Source organism: Pauljensenia sp. UMB0895 (genome assembly GCF_030218905.1).
Lineage (GTDB): Bacteria > Actinomycetota > Actinomycetes > Actinomycetales > Actinomycetaceae > Pauljensenia > Pauljensenia turicensis_A.
In genome coordinates this window covers 34,430-55,807 of the sequence record NZ_JASOQR010000003.1, presented here as the reverse complement: position 1 = coordinate 55,807, position 21,378 = coordinate 34,430, and the positions used below count along the sequence as shown (strand labels likewise).

Below are 21,378 nucleotides of genomic sequence, written 5' to 3'. Positions count from 1 at the left end.
TTGCCTTTTCAGCCACAAGTTTCCTTTGAAGTAATGCGATAGATCAGTGTGAGTACACGGACGGCTTGAGCGTTCCAACGAACGGCAGATTCCTGTACTTTTCGGCGTAGTCGAGGCCGTATCCGACGACGAATTCATCAGGAATGTCGAAACCGACGTAGGAAACTTCCACGTCAACCTTCATTGCTTCCGGCTTGCGCAGGGCGGTGGCGATCTTCACACTCTTCGCGCCACGCGATTCAAGGTTGGTCTTCAACCACGCAAGGGTCAGGCCGGAGTCGATGATGTCTTCAACGATCAACACGTCGCGACCATTCACATCGTGGTCTAGGTCCTTCAGGATCCGGACAACACCCGACGACTTAGTACCACTGCCATACGAGGACACGGCCATCCAGTCCATTTCCAGCGGAGTGTGCAGTTTGCGTGACAGGTCAGCCATCACCATGACAGCGCCACGAAGGACACCAACCATGAGGATTTCTTTGCCTTGATAATCCGCGTCAATTTGCGCGGCCATTTCGCTCAGGCGCTGGTCAAGCTGCTCTGCCGTGACCAGAATTTCCTGCAGGTCGTCGCCCATATCCTGTGCGTCCACGTCATCTTCTTTCCGTGAATGCGCCCCCAATTCGAGAAGCGCCCTACCATCAAGATTGCCACATGTGCCCGCCTGACGCGATCCATCACGTTCTTTGTCACCTTAGGGCGAACGTGCCACTGAGGTTCGACGCTAGTGAGTGCGAAGAAATGGGACGAGGCTGGCCCCATTTTCTTTATCTTTTAGCCGAAAAATGGCCAGTGAGGGCACCTCAATTTCCTTCTGACCGTGCCAATTCACGACAAGGTTGTCGACGCGATCAATGTGGGTCATAGCGAGCTTTGATTCGTCAGCTCCACATTCGATAAGGAAGCGTCGAATGATGCGGGTTCTGACAGCTTGCGGAAGTGATTTCAAAGGTTCGACTGTAAGAGCCACCGTTTGAGTGTGCGCCTCGGGATACGTGTGGGTGGCCTCGTCGATGGGGGAAAGCGAAACGGGGCGCTCTAGCGTCACTTTCACGCGCGCCCACTCCCTATCAGCCCATTGGTTCAGAGCATCATCGTCACGCGCCACAAGGGTCGCCGTGCGCGCTAGGGCAAGCGCAGGGTCACTACCGAGCGCCTCCCCCAGTATCGGAATCGCACGGTGACGCAGAGCAGATCGGCGAAGAGGAGACCCGTCGGCGGCTTTCCAAGGACCATCGGGATAGTTCGTCGGATCATCAACAAAGCTAACTGCAAGCGCCTGACAGGTAGCGATCGTGTCGGCTCGACGCAGATGTAGCAGGGGACGAATCCACCTGATCCCCTCGCGGTCGGTCGCATCTTGACGCATCGCACGTAGCGAATGTGCTCCCGAGCCTCGTCCCAGGCGCAGGAGAACCGTTTCCGCCTGATCGTCCAATGTATGCCCCAGCAGAATCGGAGCATCGTAGGAACGCGCCACCCGCGCGAGCACCTCACGACGCGCCTCGCGCCCAGCACCTTCAGGACCTCCTTTATCCGCGAGCGCGACCCGCACAACGCGGGAGTCGGCTCCATAGGATCGGGCAAGGTCTCCGACGGTACGTGCCTCGTCAGCTGATTCCGCGCGAACTCCGTGGTCGACAGTCACAGTGACAATGTTGAGTCTCAAGCGGGAGGCACAATCTAGGGCACACAAGGTGAGCGCCAACGAATCGGCGCCACCGGACAAGCCGATGACAACAGCGGAGCCCGGCTGGAATTCCTTCAAACACGCCCAGACGGCACGCGATACTCTGCCGAGTCCGCCACCGGGGTTTGGGCCGATACGCGACGAAAGAGAGGGTGTTTCAGCCAACGCGCATAGTCCACACGTCAGGGTTTGCGCATTCGTGAGCCGAAGGAACGTTCGCTTCGTCTTCAACCAGTCGCGGCAAATGCCCACCGTGGATGATGAATCGAGCAAATTCTTCAATACCGTCACGGCTGGGATTGTCAGGCATATGAGTGTTCTGGTTCTCGTCGGTTGGCTCGCCAACTCCGACGTAGTCAATCAGGGAACGAACAGAGACACGAGGCCCGTGACTGCGCAACCACTCTACCGAGGACAGGTCCTTTGCCGTCAGAGTGTCCATACATGCGTCGACAAGAGCGTCAGCAAGCAGGAGTCGTTCAATGAAAACGTCCAGCCCACCATCCGGTTTCCAGAGGAAGGGAGCGGCGCTCAAGATGACGCCATAGAGACCCGCATGCATATTGACCCACTTACACCATTGGGACTGATCCAAGGAATAGCGGTAGGTGCGTTCCAAAACGTTGGGAGCCAGCAGAACACGCGAGCTGGTTGTCGGATCCCACAGGGCGGTCGCGTGCATTGTGAGCGTGCGGGTAATCCTTGCCCCAGTGACAACATCCATCAGAGATTCGTTGGGCATCGACGTGTCATAGATCCTGGCGACCATTGAGGCGAAGGTATGACGATCAACCACATAGGTCGGCTGATTGACTACACAATCAGCCGCTTCGTCTAGTCCGGTCAACTTGGCAAGCCTGCGATCTGCCCACCCGGTTGCTTTCTTCAGCATCGCAACACACGTATAGGCATTCGACGAGTGAGTCGCCGGGCCAGCATAGGACAAGGCATTCATCACGGACGCCATAGCGGACGCGCCAAAAGGTACCTGCATGCCCCCAAGTCTAAAAGGAAAGTGCTGTCCCGACCTTTTAGTCGGAGAAACGTGCACGGGCGAATAGAGGAAAGGTGGTGCGGGCACACGTCCGGCGTGTCTCAGAGCTACGGCATCACTCCTCAGGGCCACACGGCCTGGCGCGTCAGAGAGCTGCAAGTGCGCCGACGAACTTATCCAACGCGGGACGAGTGTTCGCAGCTGCATCGTCAGGAACGTTCTCCGTGCCGATCACGTAGACCAGCAGTCGCCCGCTGGAGGTCGACACGATGCCAGCGAGGGTCGAAGCCGTCGACAGTGAACCAGTCTTGGCCTGTGCGTTTGCCCAGGCGGCAGAGTTGGACATACGACGTGTCATCGTCCCGTCAAGGCCGGCCCACGGCAGTGAACGGACCAGGTCAGCCGTGCCACCCGACCCCATAACGGACGATTGGATGACATGTGCCAGCGTGTAGGGGGCTATTCTGTCGTTGCTCGACAGGCCCGAGCAGTCGTCTAGGCGCAGCCCGTCAATAGGATGCCCCGCGTTCGCGACAGTGGTGGCAAGAGTGGCGGCCGCTCCTTGGTACGAGGTCTCTTGTCCTGCGGCGGATGCACTCAATCGACAGTATTGGTCGGCAAGCGTGTTGTCAGAGTTGTGAAGCATCCATCTGACCTGTTCAGCGACCGTTGCTGAGTCGATTTCTGCGATCTTCTGCGCCCCTTCGGGGGCAGTGGCAACAGAGCCTAGGGTTGTCGCGATTCCGGCCGAATACAGGGCGTTCGCGAACACCTGCGCGACTTGCGCTTCGGGGTCAGCAAAGAAGGAGTAGGCGTCAGGCGCTGTCCTGCCAGCATCGATGGCCATCGCCCCAACATGTCCCTCGAATTCACCAGCACCCTGAGAAATCCAGTCTGAGAGATAGTCGGGGCCGACAAACGGATCGGCTTGCCAGTAGAGGGTGGTTGCGCTCACCCCAGCTTCGGCCAGCCCCTTCGCGGTTTCGTTTGCCAGATCGACGAGGCCGGCTCGCCCATTGACCTCACTGGCATTCGAGGGGCCGGCGCCAAGAAGTAGATCCCCATCGGAGGACAGGTAGATGTCTGAGCCTTGAAGCTGAACGCGCGTCTTCAACGTTGAGGAGGGATCAAGGGTGTTGAGTGCGGTAAATGCTGTCAGAACTTTTGTGATTGATGCGGGAGTGTGCCCTTGGTTTGCTCCAGCATCCAGCAGAACTGTGCCCGTTTGCGCGTCAAGGACGCTTCCCCATGTCGTGTAGTGGCCTTCGCTGCCTGCTCGGGTGACAGATGCCCAGGCGGCTGCGACAGTGTCAGGAGATACTTCAGCGCCTTGCGAGAGTGTTGCCGGCGAGAGGGATTGGGGTTGTTCAGCGGGAAATCCAGGAATCGGAGTCGCTTGCACATCTGACGACGTTTGCGCGGCCGACGAGGCACTATCACCAATATCGGCACTGTTGCACGCAGCAAGACCCGCAACTAGGCCTACAGCGCATACAATCACACCAACAGTCCTGTGACGCATGGATCTCCTCGAGGTTAAATACACTGGTTTCAACAGTAGCGTTTCGGGTAGCAGGCAGGCGGTCCGACACCCATAGGGCCGTCTCGATAATGAAGGAGCTCACCATGATGGAATTCGACGTGACCATCGAAATTCCCAAGGGGAATAGAAACAAGTACGAGATCGATCATGAGACCGGGCGTATCCGTCTGGATCGTATGCTCTTCACGTCGACGCGTTATCCGGATGATTACGGTTTTATCGATGACACCCTCGGCGAAGACGGCGACCCCCTTGATGCGCTGGTTCTGCTTGAAGAACCCACGTTCCCCGGTTGTGTGATTCGTTGCCGTGCTCTGGGTATGTTCCGTATGCGCGACGAAAAGGGCGGTGACGACAAGGTTCTGTGTGTCCCCGCATCTGACCAGCGCGCCTCATGGCGTACCGACATCGATGATGTGTCGGAGTTCCACCGCCTCGAAATCCAGCACTTCTTCGAGGTCTACAAGGATCTTGAGCCCGGCAAGAGCGTTGAAGGCGCTCACTGGGTAGGTCGTGAAGACGCCGAAGCTGAAATCCAGCGTTCCTATGATCGCCTCACGGCAGCAGAAGACCACTGACCTTCCCTGAACCTCAAGAGGGGCGGGAATCGAGTTGAACTAGATTCCCGCCCCTCTTTTTGGATGCTCTGAGCTTCCTTGCGATACCTCGATCAGAATGACTGGTATCAGAAGCGCACGACGTACGGCATGAGCTGATTCCAACCCCAGATTGAGGTGATACGGACACTACTACCCGGAGCCGGTGCTTCGATCATGCTACCGCCACCTAAGTAAATGGCAACATGATAAATTCCGGACTGCGAACCGTTGGTCGACCAGAACAGCAAATCACCGGGTTGAGCGTTATTGAAGGACACTTTGGTTCCGTAGTCGTACTGCGACTTGGAATAGTGAGGAAGATAAACACCTGCTGATGCCCACGCAATCTGAGTGAGACCCGAACAGTCAACACCACCTCGTGACGCCCCACCCCATACGTAGGGGACGCCCAGGTAGCTCTTCGCTGTTGCGATAGCAGTCGATGCACCACCGGAGCCGGGGTAGCTGACTGGCGGTTCGTATGACGGTTCCGGAGTCCACGACGATGAGCCTGACGCCGCCGCTTCAGCTTGGCGAGCTGCTTCACGTCGCGCAGCTTCCTCGGCCGCTGCACGCGCCGCAGCTTCGGCGGCGGCTGCGCGTTCTGCTTCAAGGGCCGCTTCGCGTTCTTGGATCAGTTCGACCGTGGTGTTCTGCTTGCGGGCGAGCTCAGCAAGGTAACCTTGGCGGGTTGCCTCAGTGGTTTCTTGAAGAGCGAGTGCCTTCTGGGCACTCGCCTGCGCAGCTTCAGTGCGTCGCTGTACTTCAGTCGTTGCTTCAGTTTGTGCAGCAACTGCTTCGTCGGCAGCTTTCTGCATGACGTTGGCGACCTGTTGAAGGGCAGCAACGCGTTGCATCTTTGCGTCAGCTGAAGCGGAGAAAGCTTCGATTGATGCCTGCTTGGTTTCAACGGTGCGCAGACCATCCGCGTTCACGTAGGGGGCAAGGGCATCCATTTCGGATCCGCCATCGCGGTACGCAGTCTGTGCGACTGAGGCAATTTCTTTCTTGCCCGCTTCGAAGTTCGCTTTTGCTTCATCAGCATCAGCTTGCGCTGAGCTGGCAGTGTTCTTGGCTTCTTCGAGAGCTATGTTGGCTGCGTTGAGATCTTCTGCTGCGACCTGGGCGGCCTGAAATGCTTGATCGGCTTCAGTCTTCACTGATGCAAGGCGAACTTCGATCTGAGCCACTGAAAGCTTGGCAGCTTCTTCTTCTGCCTGCGCGCGGGCGATGTCCGCTTCTGAGGGGGCAGCTTGCGCCATTTGTGGGGCGATCAGCGCCATGCTGGCAAGCAGAACCATTGCTCCTACACGGAAGCGGAGACGCTGCGAACGTCTTGACTGGTTGAACACTACTTCACCTGTCGTCGGGAACATATACGAGCATCGTCATCAGACAGTGCACCTGTGGTGAGAGTAGTCACTCTTAACAACAAAAGCAACACCTGCAACTATTTTCATATCTTTCCCATTTACAACATTGACAACATCAGCAACATATTTGGTCATCATCTCGCCCCCGCGTCATACAAGTCCTTGGACTGAACAGAGCGCTTTTTCTCCTCTTAGGCGGACACGTGATCTTACGGATACCTCGCTGACTGCGGGTCAGTCACTTTCAGCACCAGCACTAAAGCGCGCCGAGCAAGTAGCACACCGCTTTGCCTTGCGCCTCAACCGTCACGTTGACAATGCGCTCGCAGCCGCAAAGGTCGGCCTCATCCAGCGCGCACTGACGGGTGATGCGCAGTTTTCGACCGAGCCGCACCGTCAAATCCCGTCGCGCGTCTCCGTTTTTGCGCAGTAAGTCCTCAGAATGACGCACACCTTCCCGCCCACCAGGAAGTCCTGCCGGACTTGGCGGAACCTCGTAGGGTTGTCGTATGACTGACGAGGATCTCGAGACACGCACACTTCACACTCGTGAAGCGGCCGCGGACAGTGAGCACCTAGAGGGTCTCGCCGCTTCAGATGGGGAACCCACCTATGACGTGATGAGCCCCTGGGGCGAAGAAGGACCAGCTCCGGTTGGCCAGTGGCGCACCGACATCCTGGGGCCGGCTTATCAGTCACAGACGATCGAACTGATCGCAGATGCCGAGGGCGACAACGTGGCAACGCTGGTGAAGTATCTTCCCCACCGTGACCCAGATGTCAGCGAAAATGCGAAAGCATTCCCGAAGAGCGTCACCCTGTACCTACACGGGCGCAACGACTATTTCTTCCAGACTGAGCTGGCGCAGACGTTCGCCGAAGCAGGTTCCGCTTTCTATGCGCTTGACCTGCGCAAATACGGTCGTTCACTTCGCCCCTGGCAAACGATCGGCTACACGGACAACCTGAATGTCTACGACGAGGAGATTGGCGAAGCACTCGACATCATTGCCGAAGAGAATCCAAATCTGCCCCTGATCCTGTCGGGACATTCAACGGGTGGTTTGATCACAACGCTGTGGGCGCATCGCCACCCTGGCGCGTTCGACGCGTTAGTTTTGAATTCAGCGTGGTTAGAAATGCAAACGCTAGCAAATCTACGGACGACGGTTGCGCCTGTCCTAGAACGGATCGCGCAACGCAACCCTCGCTGGGAAGTTCCCGGTGGCGGTGGCCCCGGCTTCTACGGGCGTTCACTGACTCAAGGCTGGGCAACCTCCGGTCTGACTGTGCCACAAGCGTGCGCAGACAATCCCGACGATCCAGCGGTGAAGGGCTGGGAGTATGCGCTGGCCTGGAAGCGCCCGGAGTCGTATCCGATTCCCGTCGCATGGTTAGACGCAATCTTGGATGGCCACAACACGGTCGAAAACGACGTGCACCTGTCATGCCCGGTTCTGTCCATGATGTCGACCTCGTCGTACACGGGCGAAGAATGGTCAGAACGCATCTTTTCCTCTGACGTTGTCTTGGACGTCGAGGTGATTGCTGAACGCTCAATGAATCTTGCTGATTGCGTGACGATTGCTCGTTTCCCAGGCAAGCACGACCTATTCTTGTCCGACCCGGATGTGCGCGCGAATGTGCGTCAAACGATGAAACGTTGGATCGGAGCGTTCGTCACGCCCGTTGAGTAAACCAACCGGCAACTAGGCCGTGAGCGGTCAGATACGGGTCATCGCCCGTGTTTCCCCATGCCCGAAGAAGCGGGAACGATGCGGTATTCGCGGATCATTTCGCGATTGACCTCTATAAGGGCCTCGGCAAGTGTTGGTCCCGCAAGGTCAGCGATGTAGAGGTTATTCCAGGCGTCAGAAAAGTTGGGAAGAAGCTCTTCAAGCTCATCGACGTCGTTCCACTGTCCAAGCGCGCTTCGAATCATGCCATCGACACCAAGTTGAAGGTCGGACGGCACCTTGAACGTTGGAGGGGCAACAAGGGGAACTGCCTGGCCGATAATCGCTCCAAGAATAGGAAGAGTCGATGCGGTGGCATCTAGGATCGGCACTCCATCTTCACGAGCTTGGCGAATATCGTCGGGTTCAACGAAGCCACGTTCATCTTTAGTTGCCGGGGCATCCGTAACGATGGAGTCGAAACCATCCGCGTCGTCTGTTTCATTAAGGTTGGCGCGGACTCCCCCGGCAACAAGAGCACATGCATCGTTGACAAAGTCAGAGACACCAGCGTCGAGCGTCATTTCGATTTCTTCGGGTGCAGCAATGAATTCCGCGTCGTCTGCCGGTTGATCATTCTCAGGTGCCTGTTCCAATGCTGACGCATCATGGCCGGAGTCATCGAGGGAAGCCGTGATTTCACTGATGCCTTGGGAGCCTTGGGACAACAGGGCTGGCGAGTGCATGTACAGGCGCGAGCCAACGGGCACAACATCAAGGAAAACGCGTCCATTGGACATCACTCGAACCTGAACCTCGTGAACTTCCACGCCAGAATTCGCCAGAACGTCCAGAGCGGGGCGAACCTGCGGATCAATTTCGCCGGTAACAACGATCAAGCGCGGGCCCGCACCCGGCGACGGTGGCATAGCGTCACGGAACTGCATCCACCCATGACGGAACGCGTCAAGACCACCGTCGTATTCGCGCGCCAAGTCACTCCACGACAGGGCAGCAGTATCCGCCAAACGCGACAGAGAGCTAATGAGGGTGTCTGAATCAAGGTATGTAATCACTTCAACACTGACGACTTGCCCCGTCGCATCGAGGGCAGTCAAGCGTTGAGAATCTTCGTCTTCTTCGTCACCGCGAACAATATCCCGCCAAGTAATTGGGAAAAGCGGGCGGGAAACAATCTCCAAGACCTGCCCACACACAGCGTCGATAACGTCGCCAGTCAAACCAGAATCCAATGGGCGCCCAAATTGCGCAGGAACCAGACGACCGTTGTCGAACTCGAAAAGAGCCACTGGCGTTTCCTCCCTGGATTGACCGGACATATCGCCTTGCCGAGAAAGGCGACAGTGTCCCCCTATTGTTTCACATCTGGCAGGCGCATAACACTGCCCAAAAACTAGGGGCTCAATAAGAATTACGGCCTATGCTCCCCCTCAAATTCAGGGCCTCATCACGGACTGTTCCACGTGGCGAACACACAGATTCACGCATTGGCGCCAAAAAGTATGCGACAAAGCAGTGAAAAGGCTAGCTCATGCGAAGATTCACCTATGAGCGTCACGTGGGATCCAGCCCCTACAACCGGGCATTCATCAACGCCGATCGATCCTGCCCCGAAGAATGGGACGGCAACACGGCAAGCTGCGGTAAGCCAGATCGATCCGGAGTTTCTGCGGGCTCTGACCGAAGCGGTCGACGGCGATATAGATACGTCGACGGGATCTCGCGCGCGCTTTTCCACGGATGCTGGCCTGTACCGCATTCCACCGTTGGCGATTGTGTTCCCGAAATCGATCGAGGATGTCGAGGCAACGCTTGCCGTGGCGCGCACCTTCGGCGTTCCGGTGACGACGCGCGGTGGTGGCACATCCTGCTCCGGCAATGCTGTTGGCCCAGGTCTCATTATCGAATTCACCCGCTATTTGAACCATGTGGTCAGCATTGATCCCAAGGCAAAGACCGCTGTCGTTGAGCCCGGATGCGTGCAGGCAACTTTGCAGGCCGCGGCGGCCCCTTTTGGGCTACGTTTCGGTCCTGATCCGTCCAGCCAGAATCGCGCGACGATCGCGGGCATGGTTGGCAATAACGCGTGTGGCCCACATGCGACCGCTTGGGGGCGTACGGCTGACAACATCGTGTCCCTCGAATGCATCGACGGGCTGGGACGTCGATTCACGGCAACCACCGAACATGCCCCCGATATTCCCGAAGTTCCGGGTCTGACAGAGCTTGTAGATGCGAACCTGGCATTGATCCGCACTGAGCTTGGCACCTTCGGCCGCCAAGTATCCGGCTATTCGCTGGAACATGCGACGCCGGAAGGTCACCGTAATCTTGCCGCGATGCTGGTGGGCACCGAAGGCACACTGGTCACGATCCTATCGGTCACGGTTCGCCTTGTTGACCTGCCAACGTCTCCCGTTTTGGTTGTCCTCGGCTATCCGAACATGATCGACGTTGCCGACGACGTGCCCGCACTTTTGGAGCATCATCCTCTGGCGGTTGAGGGTATGGATAAGCGCCTCGTCGATGTTGTTCGCCAGCACCGAGGCCCGGGCACTGTCCCCGAACTGCCGCCGGGCGAAGCCTGGATGATGTGCGAGGTCGGCGGAAGCTCGCCAGAGGATTCTCTGGAACGCGCTCACGCTTTGGTCGCGAGCGCCACCACCGACTCGGTCGCGATTTACCCGCCGGGTGACGATGCGGGTCGCTTGTGGCGTATTCGCGCTGATGGTGCCGGTCTTGGTGGCCGTACGCCGTTTGATCCGGCGTCCGGCACAGGCAATGAGCAGGGGTGGCCAGGATTCGAAGATGCCGCGGTTCCGCCCGCGAAATTGGGCGCGTACCTGCGTGATTTCACTGCTCTGATGGATGAGTTTGACATTGACGGCCTGCTCTACGGTCACTTCGGTGACGGCTGCGTCCACGTTCGTCTTGATTACCCATTGGACACTGACGAGGGTGTCGCCCACACTCGTCGCTTCTTGGAGCGCGCGGCGACCGTGTGCGCGAAGCACGGTGGGTCTGTGTCGGGTGAGCACGGTGATGGTCGCGCTCGCACAGAGTTGTTGCGCTTCATGTATTCGCCGGCAATGCTGGACTTGTTTGCACAGGTGAAGGCTCTGTTTGATCCGCGCAACATGATGAATCCGGGTTTGTTGACTGCACCGATGAGCCCGACCACCGCAACCGAACGTCGCCACGCTTTAGGTGACGCCTATTCACTGAAGCCGGCCGCTGTTGCTGTCTCGGCTTCGCGCGTTGATCCACAGCCGGGCGTTGATCTGGTGGATCATTTCCTTCGTCGTCCCGCAGCACGTTCGATGCCCGCCGATGGTGGCTTCGCGTTCTGCGAGGATCACGGCGATTTCACGAACGCGATTCACCGTTGCACGGGCGTGGGCAAGTGTCGCGCGGGTATTTCGGGGACGTTCATGTGTCCGTCGTGGAAGGCGACGAAGGACGAGAAGGACGTGACTCGAGGCCGCGCCCGCACCCTGCAGGATGCGGCGAACGGCCAGTTGATTTGGGCGATTGATTCTCCGGAAGTCCTCGATGCCCTCGACCTTTGCCTGGCATGCAAGGCGTGCTCCTCGGACTGCCCGGCGGGCGTCGACATGGCGAAGTACCGTTCGGAGACGCTGTTCCGCCGTTACCGCGGAAAGGCTCGTCCGTTGTCGCATTACACGCTGGGCTGGTTGCCACGCTGGACGCGCCTGACGGCATCAATCCCCGGTTTGGCAAAGGTCGGCAACGCACTCCTCGACGTGGATGCACTACGTCGCCTAGCGTTCGGACTGATCGGGTTGGATTCGCGGCGTCCGATGCCACCTCTGCAGTCGGGCACGTTCTCGCGCTGGGCACGTAAGCGTGGCACACGTTCGATAGTGCCGTCCGCTCTCTCCCCCATTGACGAGGCCACCTCCACGTCTAGCGACCAGCTGTCGCCGGGCGGAGGCCGACCGACCTCGTCAATAAGCGAAACTGGGAAATTGGCGACGCCCATTTCCCCCACGGACCCGGCTGGCCATCGTTATGCGGTGGTGTGGGCGGATTCCTTCTCGCAGACATTGGACGACACGGGCGCACGCGCTTTGACCGAGCTACTGGAAGCGAACGGCTTTTCCGTGATCGTAGCGCCGGACGTCTGTTGTGGTCTGACGTGGATTACGACGGGCCAGCTGAAGGGAGCAAAGAAGCATCTGGCAACTCTGTTGGACACGCTCGCGCCATTCGCGGCGAACGGCATCCCGATCGTGGGTGTGGAGCCGTCGTGTACTGCTGTTTTGCGCGATGACCTGCTGGATCTGTTGCCGGATGACCCGCGTTCGGCGATCGTCTCGAAGAATACTGTAACGCTTGCTGAGCTACTGGCGACCGTCCCGGATGAACAGTTGAACCTACCAGACCTGAGCGGTGTTGAAGTTGTGGCTCAGCCACACTGCCACCACTACTCGGTCATGGGGTGGGACGCGGATCGCGCGCTACTGGATCGTCTGGGTGCGACGGTTACTCAACTATCGGGATGCTGCGGTTTGGCCGGCAACTTCGGCATGGAGAAGGGACACTACGAGGTCTCCGTCGCGGTTGCAGAGCAGTCGTTGCTACCTGCGCTCAGCGAGCACCCGGATGCCGTGTACCTGGCGGATGGATTCTCCTGCCGCACTCAGGCCGGCCAACTCGCCGAGCGCGGCGGCGTCCACCTCGCGACCCTCCTCGCGTGCGGCCCGAAGGCCGACTGAGCCCTCCCGGCGGAGACACCGACGCGCTCCCGGACTCAGGCCGAGCTCTTGGAGGCGGAGGCGATACGCAGGATCCACGTCGATCGAGACGAGCCTTCCGCGACTGTTCCTGGGGCACTTCGAAAGCGGCACGCAGGGGAGCCTACTATAACGGGAACGAGAACGCCCTTCGGACGAATCGCGAGATCAGGGCGCGGATCCGCCCGTTCCTCGAGCCCCTTTCGGCACCCACCCCGCCCCCTCGGAGAAGGCAATCCCGTCCCTGCGCGCGACGACGCTCTCCCACCGGGTCGAGAGCCCCCTCGCCCTCCCCCAGACGTCCAAACGGGTACCGTCGACGCATTCCTCCCCGGCGACGAGGAGGGCCGTTGAAAGCGCCTCCGCCATGACTCCCGACGCGCAGATCACGCTCGCCTGGAGAACGCCCGATTCGCTCGGCCGTCCCGTCCTCGGATCGAAGGTCTCGTGGGCGAGCGCCTCCGGGAACGGGCGACCGGCGTCGAATGATGCGGGCGCGTAGTCGCCCGAGGTCGACAGAGCCGATGAGGAGGAGAGCTCGACGCTGCCCGTCCACTCATTCTCCGCCGCGCCCGGCTCCCGCAGGCCGACCGTCCACGGCCTCCCGTCCCACCGGCGTCCGAAAGCGGCGATGGACGATGTGCCCAGGGAGACGAGAACCCCCTCGGCGCCGGCCGCCACGACCGCGTCACGCACCGCGTCGGCGGTCGCCCCTTTCGCGATGGCGCCGAGGTCGAGGGCCGGTCCCCTCGACGGTGAGGCTCCCCCGTTCACGGCCCGCGCGAGACGCCAGCGAGCGGCCTCGTCGCGTTCCAGGAGCGCCGGATCGCACGAGCGGAGCGCCCCGTCGATCTCCTCCTGGGACGGGGCCTCGGGCACGCGCCCGCTCGCGAGGAAAGACCTTCGAGCACCCTTGACATCCCACAGGCGCGCGAGCGCCCCCGCCAGCGGAGTGAAGGCCCCACCGGTCGCCTCCGACAGGGCCAGAGAATCGAGGAGCAGCGAATCCGTGCGCGGATCGACTTCGCACCACCCCTCGCCGGAGTTGATCCGCGAGACGTCCGAGTCCGGGCGGAAGACGGACCACAGCGCTTCGCGTTCGGCGACCAGTCGGCACGCCCCGCGCGTGATGCGCGGAAGATCCCCGCCCGCACCGATGAGGTCGACGCGCGTGCCCATCGCCGGGAAGGAGACTCGCCAGGAACGCGCGCCCCCGCCCTCGCCGACCTCGAATTCGACGAGCGGACGCTCCCCCACCGCTAGCGGTCCGTCCCGCCGAGGTCCTTGTCGAGATCCGTGTCCCCGAGGTGGGTCGACTCCTCCAGCCCCGGGATCTCCACGCCGTTCGCCCCCGAGTCGTCGACCCCCTGGGCCGCGGAGATCGCCCGGATCGCGGCCTGGATGAACTGGCGGTGCGCGACGGTCGCGCCCGACACGACATCAACCTTCGCGGGATCGTCCTTCTCGGTGAGCTCCTGCGAGTAGCGCGCAAAGGATTCGACGGCCCTCTGCGCCTTCTCGTAGTAGTCCTCGTTGAAGACCTCCCCGGAGGAGCTCTTCCCGTAGTCGACGCCCTTGTCTGTTCCGTTCGCCTGGAGGGTCTCGTAGCTCGTGCTCGTGATGTCGCCACCCTCGACCGTGATCGTAATGACCCCGATCGACCCCTGATCGTCCGCGTTCGAACGGCCCTTCCACTCCCCGTCCTTCATCGGCACGCTCATGTCGACACCCGGCGAGGAAGCGCATGCGGCGAGCATCATCGCGCCGAGTCCCACGATCCCGGCCCTCAGGGCCCCGCGCTTCGCGTTCATCGCAGATCCACCTTGCTCTTCCCCGTTCCCGACTCGGGCCCCGCCTCGAGCGCGTCGTGATCGTGCCACGTCTCCTTGAAGATGCGCCCGTGATCGAGGGCGATCTCGCGCTGGCCCCGGCCGGCGACCAGGGCGTCGTGCGTGACGACCATGAGGGTCGTGCCCTCCTCGTGGAGTCGCCCGAACAGGTCGAGGACGATCCTCTCGTTCGTCTCATCGAGGTTGCCGGTCGGTTCATCGGCGAGGATGAGCTTCGGGTAGTTGATGAGCGCGCGCGCCACACACACCCTCTGCTGCTCGCCGCCGGAGAGCTGACGGGGCAGATGGGTGGCGCGATCGGCGAGGCCCACCCTGTCGAGGGCCTCCATCGCCTCCTTCTCGTCGGGCATCGAGTGGTAGTACTGGGCGACCATGATGTTCTCCAGCGCAGTGAGATGCCCGATGAGGTGGAACTGCTGGAATACAAGCCCGATCGTGGAGCGGCGGATCTCCGTGAGCTCGTCCCCCGTGAGATCCGAGATGTCCTGGCCGTCGAGGCGGACCCGTCCCTTGGACGCGGTGTCCATGCACCCGACGATGTTCATCAGGGTCGTCTTGCCCGATCCGGAGGGCCCGACGATGGAGACCCATTCCCCACGCCCGATGGTCAAGGAGACGTCGTCGAGCGCGTGGAGGTCGCCGTAGATCTTCGAGACCCCCTCCAGATCGAGAAGGGGCGTCGGCATCGTGTCTGTCATGATTCTTCCTTCATTCTCCACGTAGGACGAGGGCGGGGTCGACGGCGGCGGCTCGGCGCACCGGGGGCAGGCAGGCGAGGACGGCGACGGCCACGGATGCGAGGACCGTGATGAGAGCGATCAACGGCGGAAGGGAGATGCTCCGGTGGAACACGTTGTAGCTGATCCCCGAGGCGAGACCGTACCCGAGGACGACGCCGATCAGACCGCCGATCAGACCGAGGAGCACACCCTCGCCGATGAATTCGAGGGCGATGGAGCGCGAAGTCGCGCCCAGGGCCTTGCGCAGGCCGATCTCGTTGCGCCTTTCGGCGACGATGGCGACCATCGTCGTGGACACCCCGATCAGGGTGAGGACGAGGACGATGCCGGCGATGATGACAAGCAGGGAGCGCAGCATCGAGATGACGCCGGAGTCGGATTGCGCGAGGCGCTTGACGGCCTGCGCCGACACTCCGGGCACGGAGTCGTTGATGGCCGCGACGACGCCCTCCAGGACCGGGCCCTCGACAGCGATCGAGTACTCCGCGACCGTCGCGCGCGCCTCGACGCCGGTCAGGGCGGAGATCGCCTGCGAGGTCATGTACATGTAGGAGTCCTGCGTGCCCCCGGTCTTGAGGACCCCGGATACGGTGAAGTCGACGCTCGTCTTCGCCTCGGCCCCACCGGACTGGGCGCGCTCGTCCGCCTCCTCGAGGCGGACGACGGAGATCCTCTTCCCGACCGAAGCGCCGATCGTGTCCGCGATCTCCTCGCCGATCAGCACTTCGTCGGGTCCTTGCGGCCACTCCCCCTCGACGTACCAGTACGGGTTCATCGCGCGCACCGACTCCAGATCGGCTCCTGCGGCGACGTAGGGCCGATCGTTGACGCTGATCGCCTCGTAGTCGAAGGCCGCCGAGCCGACGAGGGCCCCCTTCGGCACGAGGGAGGGGATCGCCTCGAGGGACTCGGCGCTCATGGAGTCCTTCCCCGAAACGGGGGAGACAACGAGGTTCGCGCCGTAGGAGCGGACCTCGCGGGCGAGCTGAGCGGGGACCTCCAGGGCGATGGTCGCCAACCCCGACAGGGTCGTGGCGCCGATGGCGACGGCCAGAACGGCGATGAGGACGCGGGAGCGCCTCCTCAGGATCGACGAGGAGACCATCCGCCAGAACATTGTGCGACGCTTCATCTCTCTCACCTTCCGTGGAGGACTTCCGCGGCGTTGAGCCGCAGCAGGTAGCGGATGGCCGGGATCGACGCGCCGAGGACGACGAGCAGGACGAGGAGCGAGACGAGTACCAGGACGACCGGGGTGAAGGAGATCGAGGCTCCGAACACGATCCGCCCGATGATCTGCGCAAGCCCGATCCCGCCCCCGTAGCCGAGGGCCCCTCCGACGAGGCCGACCACTGCGATCTCGCTGAGGTGCAGGGCGATGATCGAGCGGTTCTTCGCCCCGATCGCCTTCATCAGACCGATCTCCCCGGAGCGCTCCATGACGTTCGCGGTGACGAGATTCGCGATGGCCAGCGCGGAGGCGACGAGGGCGAGGACGGTGACGAGGAGCATGAGGAGCTGCGTCTTCTCCAGGATGGTCCCCTCCGATTCAGCGACCTGCCGAACGGGCCTGGCCACGGAATCGGTCATGACCTCTTCGATCTGGTAGGCGATGGAGGAGACGTAGGCGGTGCAGTACCAGGTCTCGCGCTCAGACACGGACAGGGACTCCGGGTTCTTCGCCGCCTTCCGCGCCAGGTCGTTGTCCGGGGTCGTCAGGGCAGACACCTCGACGGAGCTTACGGCTCCGGGCTCTCCGAGAAGGTCCTGGGCGACAGCCAGGTTCGCGTAGACGCCGGAATCGGCCTCGTCGCCCGATTCGAAGATCCCGCGCACCTTCAGCTCGACGGAGCGCCCGTCCCTGCTCAGGGTTAGGGGATCACCGAGGGCGAGGCCATGCGCCGCGGCGTAGCCTTCACCGACCATCGCGCCCTCGGGGTCCTCGTCTGCAACCCACTGGCCGGTAACCGTCCACCAGGCCCGCAGTTTGTCGAGGCCGGTATCGAGCGTCTCCTCGGTATCCAGGTCGAGGTGGTGATCGAACCAGGTCCCGGTGAGCGCGACGGGCTCCCCCGAGGGGCCGACCGCGTCGACGGACAGCAGCGGGGCGAAGTCGAGGATGTTGTACGTCCAGAAGATCGTCTTGATCCGGCCGAGCTCGTCCTCGCGGAGGAAGGTCTGCGCGGGGGAGTGAGCGCCGTAGAGGTCCTGGAGGACCGCCGCGCCGCGCGGTCGCACGATGATGTTCGCGCCGTAGGACTTCAACTCCTGGTTGACCTTGTCCCCAACGTCGAACATTACCGAAAGCATGGACGTGGCCACGGCGGCGCCGAGGGCGACCGTCACGGCGATGAGGAGGTGACGCTCGCCCCTGCGCGTCAGAGCCCCCGCCAGCATTCTCAGGAACATCATGGGATCAGATCCTCTCCCTCGTGGGGTCGGAGACGAGAGGGCTCATGCGAAGACGCTCGCATTCGCCTCGAGGACCGACAGCGGGACCGTCAGCGTCCCGTTGGAGACCTCGTACTCGATCGGAATGGGGTTGCAGCCGCCCTTGAATCCGATCGTCGCGATGTTCATCGCGACTTCGCAGAGCTTGCAGATGATCTTCCCGTCCTTCTCGTAGTAGCCGGTCGGCCCGCAGATTTCGCAGGCGTCGAGGCCGACGCCGAAGGCGGCGCCCGCCTTCTGGATGACGATGAAGCGGACCTCGACCCCCGAAGAGGTCGTGTAGGCGTAGCGGTGGAGGTGGCCGTCGGAGATGTCCGCGATGTCGATGACCGCGCGTTCCTCGACAACGGAGTAGGACTCCGGTTCGGAGAGCTCGACTTCGGCGGAGCCGACGACGACGCCGAGGGTGATCAGCAGCGCGCCGCACAGGTAGCCGCCCGCCGCCACCCCGGCCATCGTCTTCCAGACGCGGGCGCGGGCGCGGTAGAGGCGCCCCTCGGCGGGGTTGGAGCCGACTCGGGGCAGGGATCGTCCCTCGCGGACGACGAGAGCGGCGACGAGGAGGAGGACGAACATCGCGGCGATCGGGAATACGGCTTCGTGGTTAATGAGCCAGGAGAGCACGGTGAAGGCCTCGTTCGACATCGAGACGACCCTTTGCGCCTGGAGGATGCGCACGACGAGCATGACGTGAGTGAGGGCGAGGACGGCCACGACGAGGGCGGCCGGCCAGGTCCTGCGTCGACCGAGGGAGACGATCCTCCAGGAGAGGGCGCCGAGGGCGAGGGGGATGAGCCAGCCGAGGACGTAGCCGACCAGGGCGAGCATCGTAGTCGTCGCGAAGACCTCGATTCCCCGAGGGAACATCATGACCGCCTGGGCCATCGCCGTGGGAGCCGCGCGGAAGATGATGAGCGCCAGGTAGGCGCTCATCACGAGGAGGAGAGCGGAGTCGAGGGGCGCGCTCGGCGCCCGGCGCGCCTGCAGCGCCAAGAGCGAAACGAAGGCGATCGCAAGGAGGACGGCCAGGGGCAGGGTCCACAGGGCGACCGTTTGCCGATTGACGGCGCGAGGCGCGAGGGTGTTGACGAGGGTGAGGACGAAGGCGGAGACGAACCCGGCGACGGCGCCGATGCCGATGGCCCATCTCCGGGCGGCTCTACCGGATCTGCCACGCTCTCGCGCCGGAAGCGCGCCGATGGCCGCTCCCGCGGCGAGAGCGGTGAGGAGCAGCGCGAGAGTCGCCTGGCTCATCTGTTCGATCATCGTTCATCCTCAATCTCGTCGTCGCGACGCGGGGGCGCGTCGGCGTCATCACGAGGGCACGACAACGGGCCGGAGTCCGCCTCCGGCCCGTCGTCATGGGGTCACCATTCTACAGCGGAGGGGTCCCACTTCCAATCCTTGAACTCCGCGGTGATCGGCTCGGTCCAGAAGCGCCCCTTGACGCCCGTGGTCTCATCGGTGTGGAGGAGCCAGCCGTTCTCCTCGGGGGAGTGGACGATGAACTGAACCGTGTAGGTGCCGGCATCGAGCTTCGGCAGGTTGAGGCCGTAGTGCGGGCCGTCGGAGGCGTTCATCGGCATGAAGGTGCCCTCGAGAACGGCGTTGCCGTCGGCACCGAGGATCTTGTAGTCGACCTTGAGGCCCGGGATGAAGTCGCCGACACCGTAGCCGAGATCGTTGCCCTCGACGGCGGAGATGTCAGCCTCGATGTGCATCGAGGAGTCCTTGGCGGGGGTCTGGACCTGGGGCTCCATGTCGACCGGCTGGAAGTAGACGCCGGAGATCTTCAGAGGGCCGGAGAATACGTCGTCGCCGAGGGGGAACTCGTCGAAGCCGGCGTCCTCGCCGGGCGCGGCAGCCTCGCTCTCGCTGGACTGAGCGGCCATTTCTGCGGGCTTCTCGGTCTCTGCGGTCTGGGAAGAACATGCCGAGAGGCCGGTCATCAGGGCGACGGCCGCGACGGCCGCGCCGATGGTGCTGAGTGAGCGCTTCATGAATCAAACTCCATGTCAGTGTGGGATGGTTCGACGGTTCGTCACTTCTCGGGGATCGCGCGGCGCATGCGTCGCTTCCCCCAGAAGTACAGGCCGACGATGATGACGAGAACCGCTGCCTGTGCGGAGAGGTTCTCCACTCGGGGGTAGATCCCCAAGAGGTCGATGGTCGGGAGGCCGTCAAGAGGCGTCAGGGGCAGAACGTCGGCCTCCTGGAGCTCCTTGATGCCAGATCCGGTGAAGGTGACGGCCATGACCGCCAGGAGCAGCGATGTGACCGCGAAGAAGGGGCGCAACGGAATCCTCAGGGCGGCGAATTGGATGAGGAGGTAGACCACGACGAGGACGGCGAGGCCGACACCCATGCCGATCCACACGTGCCCGATGGCCGCGCCCGCGTGGGAGATGACCGGCACATAGAAGAGAATCGTCTCGGCGCCCTCGCGAAGGACCGCGAGGAACGCGATGGCGGCCAGGCCGAGGAGGGAGCCGCGAGTGAGCGAGGCGTCCGTCTGATCCTTGATGTAACGGTCCCAGGCCTCGTTGGAGGACTTCGAGACCATCCAGTTCGAGACCCAGATGAGCATGGCGACCGCGAAGAGGGCGGCGAAGCCTTCGAGGAGCTCCTGATTGGCTCCGGCGAGATTCGCGAACGAGGAGAAGAGGACGGCGAGGGCCGCGGAGGCGACGAGGGCGAGCACGACCCCGATCCACACGATCTTCGACTTGTCCTTGTGCCCGGCCTTGCCGAGGTAGGCGAGGATCGCGGCGACGACGAGGATCGCCTCCATGCCCTCTCGGAGGATGACGAGGAGCGAGGGGAGGAAGCCCGAGAGCCAAGGGCTCGTGGGGGCGGCCGCCTCGCCGACGTAGCCGTCGAGGGTGTTGGCGTCCTCGCGCAGGTAGTTCTTGAGATCGGCGAGGTGCTGAGCGACCGCAGCGTCGTCATGATCGCTCATCGCCTTCTTGACGAGGGAGAACTTCATCTCGACGGTGGAGACCCGATTCCCCGAGATACGCGCCATGACCTGCTTCTCGAAGCCGAGGGTCTCATAGCGCCGGTAGTAGGCGGTATTCACCCCGTCCTTACCCGCCTCGACATCGCCCGCCAGATAGTCCTTCTCGGCCTGATCCAGGATCTCACCCATCTCCTTCGCGACGCGCCCCCAGGCCCCCGGGCTGTAGTCGTTCGAGACAGCCGAGTTCCCGGCGCCGTCGAGGGTGTTGGCGTCCTCGCGCAGGTAGTTCTTGAGATCGGCGAGGTGCTGAGCGACCGCAGCGTCGTCATGATCGCTCATCGCCTTCTTGACGAGGGAGAACTTCATCTCGACGGTGGAGACCCGATTCCCCGAGATACGCGCCATGACCTGCTTCTCGAAGCCGAGGGTCTCATAGCGCCGGTAGTAGGCGGTATTCACCCCGTCCTTACCCGCCTCGACATCGCCCGCCAGATAGTCCTTCTCGGCCTGATCCAGGATCTCACCCATCTCCTCGGCGACCGCGCCCCAGCTGGACACGGCGCCCTCGGCTCGCGCAGCGGCCGGGGCGAGGACCCCGATGAGGAGGGCGAGGAGGAGCGGGGCGAAGAGGATCCAGGGGCGCCTCGTCAATGCCGTCGTCGAGGATGTCGATACGCCCACCCGTGTTCCTCCAGAATTCCGCTTGTCGATGTTGATGA

At 62.0% G+C, this 21,378-nt stretch carries 18 protein-coding genes; 4 read left to right on the top strand and 14 right to left on the bottom strand.

The genetic code is table 11. From position 1 onward, the window contains the following. Window positions 1-43: 43 nt before the first annotated feature. From hpt to QP503_RS02650, 4 genes are all read right to left on the bottom strand, one after another. The gene (hpt, locus tag QP503_RS02665; RefSeq protein ID WP_040318362.1) at window positions 44-598 is read right to left on the bottom strand and encodes a hypoxanthine phosphoribosyltransferase; all 555 of its coding nucleotides are present in this window, start codon (window positions 596-598) and stop codon (window positions 44-46) included. 132 nt (window positions 599-730) lie between these two features. Continuing rightward, window positions 731-1,861 (bottom strand): tRNA lysidine(34) synthetase TilS, encoded by a 1,131-nt coding sequence (gene tilS, locus QP503_RS02660; protein ID WP_181002144.1) that lies wholly within the window; start codon window positions 1,859-1,861, stop codon window positions 731-733. Beyond that, window positions 1,854-2,690, bottom strand: coding sequence for a hypothetical protein (locus tag QP503_RS02655; protein WP_181002143.1), 837 nt, complete (start codon window positions 2,688-2,690; stop codon window positions 1,854-1,856). The genes tilS and QP503_RS02655 overlap by 8 nt, the downstream gene beginning before the upstream one ends. Window positions 2,691-2,835: 145 nt before the next feature. Further along, the gene (locus tag QP503_RS02650; protein ID WP_103632665.1) at window positions 2,836-4,212 is read right to left on the bottom strand and encodes a D-alanyl-D-alanine carboxypeptidase/D-alanyl-D-alanine-endopeptidase; all 1,377 of its coding nucleotides are present in this window, start codon (window positions 4,210-4,212) and stop codon (window positions 2,836-2,838) included. A 107-nt stretch (window positions 4,213-4,319) separates the two neighbouring features. Here QP503_RS02650 and QP503_RS02645 point away from each other — a divergent pair, with 107 nt between their 5' ends. Continuing rightward, window positions 4,320-4,811, top strand: a complete 492-nt coding sequence (locus QP503_RS02645; protein ID WP_040318497.1) for an inorganic diphosphatase — start codon at window positions 4,320-4,322, stop codon at window positions 4,809-4,811. A 107-nt stretch (window positions 4,812-4,918) separates the two neighbouring features. Here QP503_RS02645 and QP503_RS02640 read toward each other — a convergent pair whose 3' ends face one another. Further along, window positions 4,919-6,208, bottom strand: a complete 1,290-nt coding sequence (locus tag QP503_RS02640) for a C40 family peptidase (RefSeq protein ID WP_285084210.1) — start codon at window positions 6,206-6,208, stop codon at window positions 4,919-4,921. 289 nt (window positions 6,209-6,497) lie between these two features. On the opposite strand from QP503_RS02640, the gene QP503_RS02635 reads away from it, so the two are divergent. Continuing rightward, window positions 6,498-6,638 (top strand): hypothetical protein, encoded by a 141-nt coding sequence (locus QP503_RS02635; RefSeq protein ID WP_285068012.1) that lies wholly within the window; start codon window positions 6,498-6,500, stop codon window positions 6,636-6,638. A 76-nt stretch (window positions 6,639-6,714) separates the two neighbouring features. Further along, window positions 6,715-7,902, top strand: a complete 1,188-nt coding sequence (locus tag QP503_RS02630; protein WP_006680766.1) for an alpha/beta fold hydrolase — start codon at window positions 6,715-6,717, stop codon at window positions 7,900-7,902. A 38-nt stretch (window positions 7,903-7,940) separates the two neighbouring features. On the opposite strand, the gene QP503_RS02625 is transcribed toward QP503_RS02630, so the two are convergent. Beyond that, the gene (locus QP503_RS02625) at window positions 7,941-9,191 is read right to left on the bottom strand and encodes a hypothetical protein (protein WP_285084209.1); all 1,251 of its coding nucleotides are present in this window, start codon (window positions 9,189-9,191) and stop codon (window positions 7,941-7,943) included. Between the two features lie 258 nt (window positions 9,192-9,449). Between QP503_RS02625 and QP503_RS02620 the strand changes: the two genes are divergently transcribed. Beyond that, the gene (locus QP503_RS02620; RefSeq protein ID WP_285068013.1) at window positions 9,450-12,641 is read left to right on the top strand and encodes an FAD-binding and (Fe-S)-binding domain-containing protein; all 3,192 of its coding nucleotides are present in this window, start codon (window positions 9,450-9,452) and stop codon (window positions 12,639-12,641) included. 186 nt (window positions 12,642-12,827) lie between these two features. Here QP503_RS02620 and QP503_RS02615 read toward each other — a convergent pair whose 3' ends face one another. From QP503_RS02615 to QP503_RS02580, 8 genes are all read right to left on the bottom strand, one after another. Beyond that, entirely contained in the window at window positions 12,828-13,916 is a 1,089-nt protein-coding gene (locus QP503_RS02615) for an FAD:protein FMN transferase (protein ID WP_285084208.1), read from the bottom strand. A 2-nt stretch (window positions 13,917-13,918) separates the two neighbouring features. Then, complete coding sequence (locus tag QP503_RS02610; protein WP_103633138.1) at window positions 13,919-14,470, bottom strand: FMN-binding protein; 552 nt, start codon at window positions 14,468-14,470, stop codon at window positions 13,919-13,921. Further along, on the bottom strand, window positions 14,467-15,207 hold the full coding sequence (locus QP503_RS02605) for an ABC transporter ATP-binding protein (RefSeq protein ID WP_101628291.1): 741 nt from the start codon (window positions 15,205-15,207) through the stop codon (window positions 14,467-14,469). The genes QP503_RS02610 and QP503_RS02605 overlap by 4 nt, the downstream gene beginning before the upstream one ends. Window positions 15,208-15,217: 10 nt before the next feature. After that, window positions 15,218-16,381 carry an ABC transporter permease gene (locus QP503_RS02600; protein WP_006680759.1) on the bottom strand — a complete coding sequence of 388 codons (1,164 nt, stop codon included), beginning with the start codon at window positions 16,379-16,381 and terminating at the stop codon, window positions 15,218-15,220. A gap of 5 nt (window positions 16,382-16,386) precedes the next feature. Then, window positions 16,387-17,658 (bottom strand): ABC transporter permease, encoded by a 1,272-nt coding sequence (locus QP503_RS02595; RefSeq protein ID WP_285084216.1) that lies wholly within the window; start codon window positions 17,656-17,658, stop codon window positions 16,387-16,389. A gap of 45 nt (window positions 17,659-17,703) precedes the next feature. Then, complete coding sequence (locus QP503_RS02590; protein WP_285084205.1) at window positions 17,704-18,966, bottom strand: DUF2318 domain-containing protein; 1,263 nt, start codon at window positions 18,964-18,966, stop codon at window positions 17,704-17,706. Between the two features lie 101 nt (window positions 18,967-19,067). Next, window positions 19,068-19,700 carry an iron transporter gene (locus QP503_RS02585; RefSeq protein WP_103633140.1) on the bottom strand — a complete coding sequence of 211 codons (633 nt, stop codon included), beginning with the start codon at window positions 19,698-19,700 and terminating at the stop codon, window positions 19,068-19,070. A gap of 41 nt (window positions 19,701-19,741) precedes the next feature. After that, window positions 19,742-21,340 carry an FTR1 family iron permease gene (locus tag QP503_RS02580; RefSeq protein WP_350310051.1) on the bottom strand — a complete coding sequence of 533 codons (1,599 nt, stop codon included), beginning with the start codon at window positions 21,338-21,340 and terminating at the stop codon, window positions 19,742-19,744. Between the last annotated feature and the right edge of the window lie 38 nt (window positions 21,341-21,378).

Excerpts from the sequence above, each read along its gene's own strand:
- QP503_RS02585 (WP_103633140.1), bottom strand. The coding sequence starts at position 19,700 with ATGAAGCGCTCACTCAGCACCATCGGCGCGGCCGTCGCGGCCGTCGCC.
- QP503_RS02610 (WP_103633138.1), bottom strand. The coding sequence starts at position 14,470 with ATGAACGCGAAGCGCGGGGCCCTGAGGGCCGGGATCGTGGGACTCGGC.
- QP503_RS02600 (WP_006680759.1), bottom strand. The coding sequence starts at position 16,381 with ATGAAGCGTCGCACAATGTTCTGGCGGATGGTCTCCTCGTCGATCCTG.
- QP503_RS02630 (WP_006680766.1), top strand. The coding sequence starts at position 6,715 with ATGACTGACGAGGATCTCGAGACACGCACACTTCACACTCGTGAAGCG.
- QP503_RS02655 (WP_181002143.1), bottom strand. The coding sequence starts at position 2,690 with ATGCAGGTACCTTTTGGCGCGTCCGCTATGGCGTCCGTGATGAATGCC.
- QP503_RS02605 (WP_101628291.1), bottom strand. The coding sequence starts at position 15,207 with ATGACAGACACGATGCCGACGCCCCTTCTCGATCTGGAGGGGGTCTCG.
- QP503_RS02620 (WP_285068013.1), top strand. The coding sequence starts at position 9,450 with ATGAGCGTCACGTGGGATCCAGCCCCTACAACCGGGCATTCATCAACG.
- QP503_RS02650 (WP_103632665.1), bottom strand. The coding sequence starts at position 4,212 with ATGCGTCACAGGACTGTTGGTGTGATTGTATGCGCTGTAGGCCTAGTT.
- QP503_RS02645 (WP_040318497.1), top strand. The coding sequence starts at position 4,320 with ATGGAATTCGACGTGACCATCGAAATTCCCAAGGGGAATAGAAACAAG.
- QP503_RS02595 (WP_285084216.1), bottom strand. The coding sequence starts at position 17,658 with ATGTTCCTGAGAATGCTGGCGGGGGCTCTGACGCGCAGGGGCGAGCGT.
- QP503_RS02590 (WP_285084205.1), bottom strand. The coding sequence starts at position 18,966 with ATGATCGAACAGATGAGCCAGGCGACTCTCGCGCTGCTCCTCACCGCT.
- QP503_RS02640 (WP_285084210.1), bottom strand. The coding sequence starts at position 6,208 with ATGTTCCCGACGACAGGTGAAGTAGTGTTCAACCAGTCAAGACGTTCG.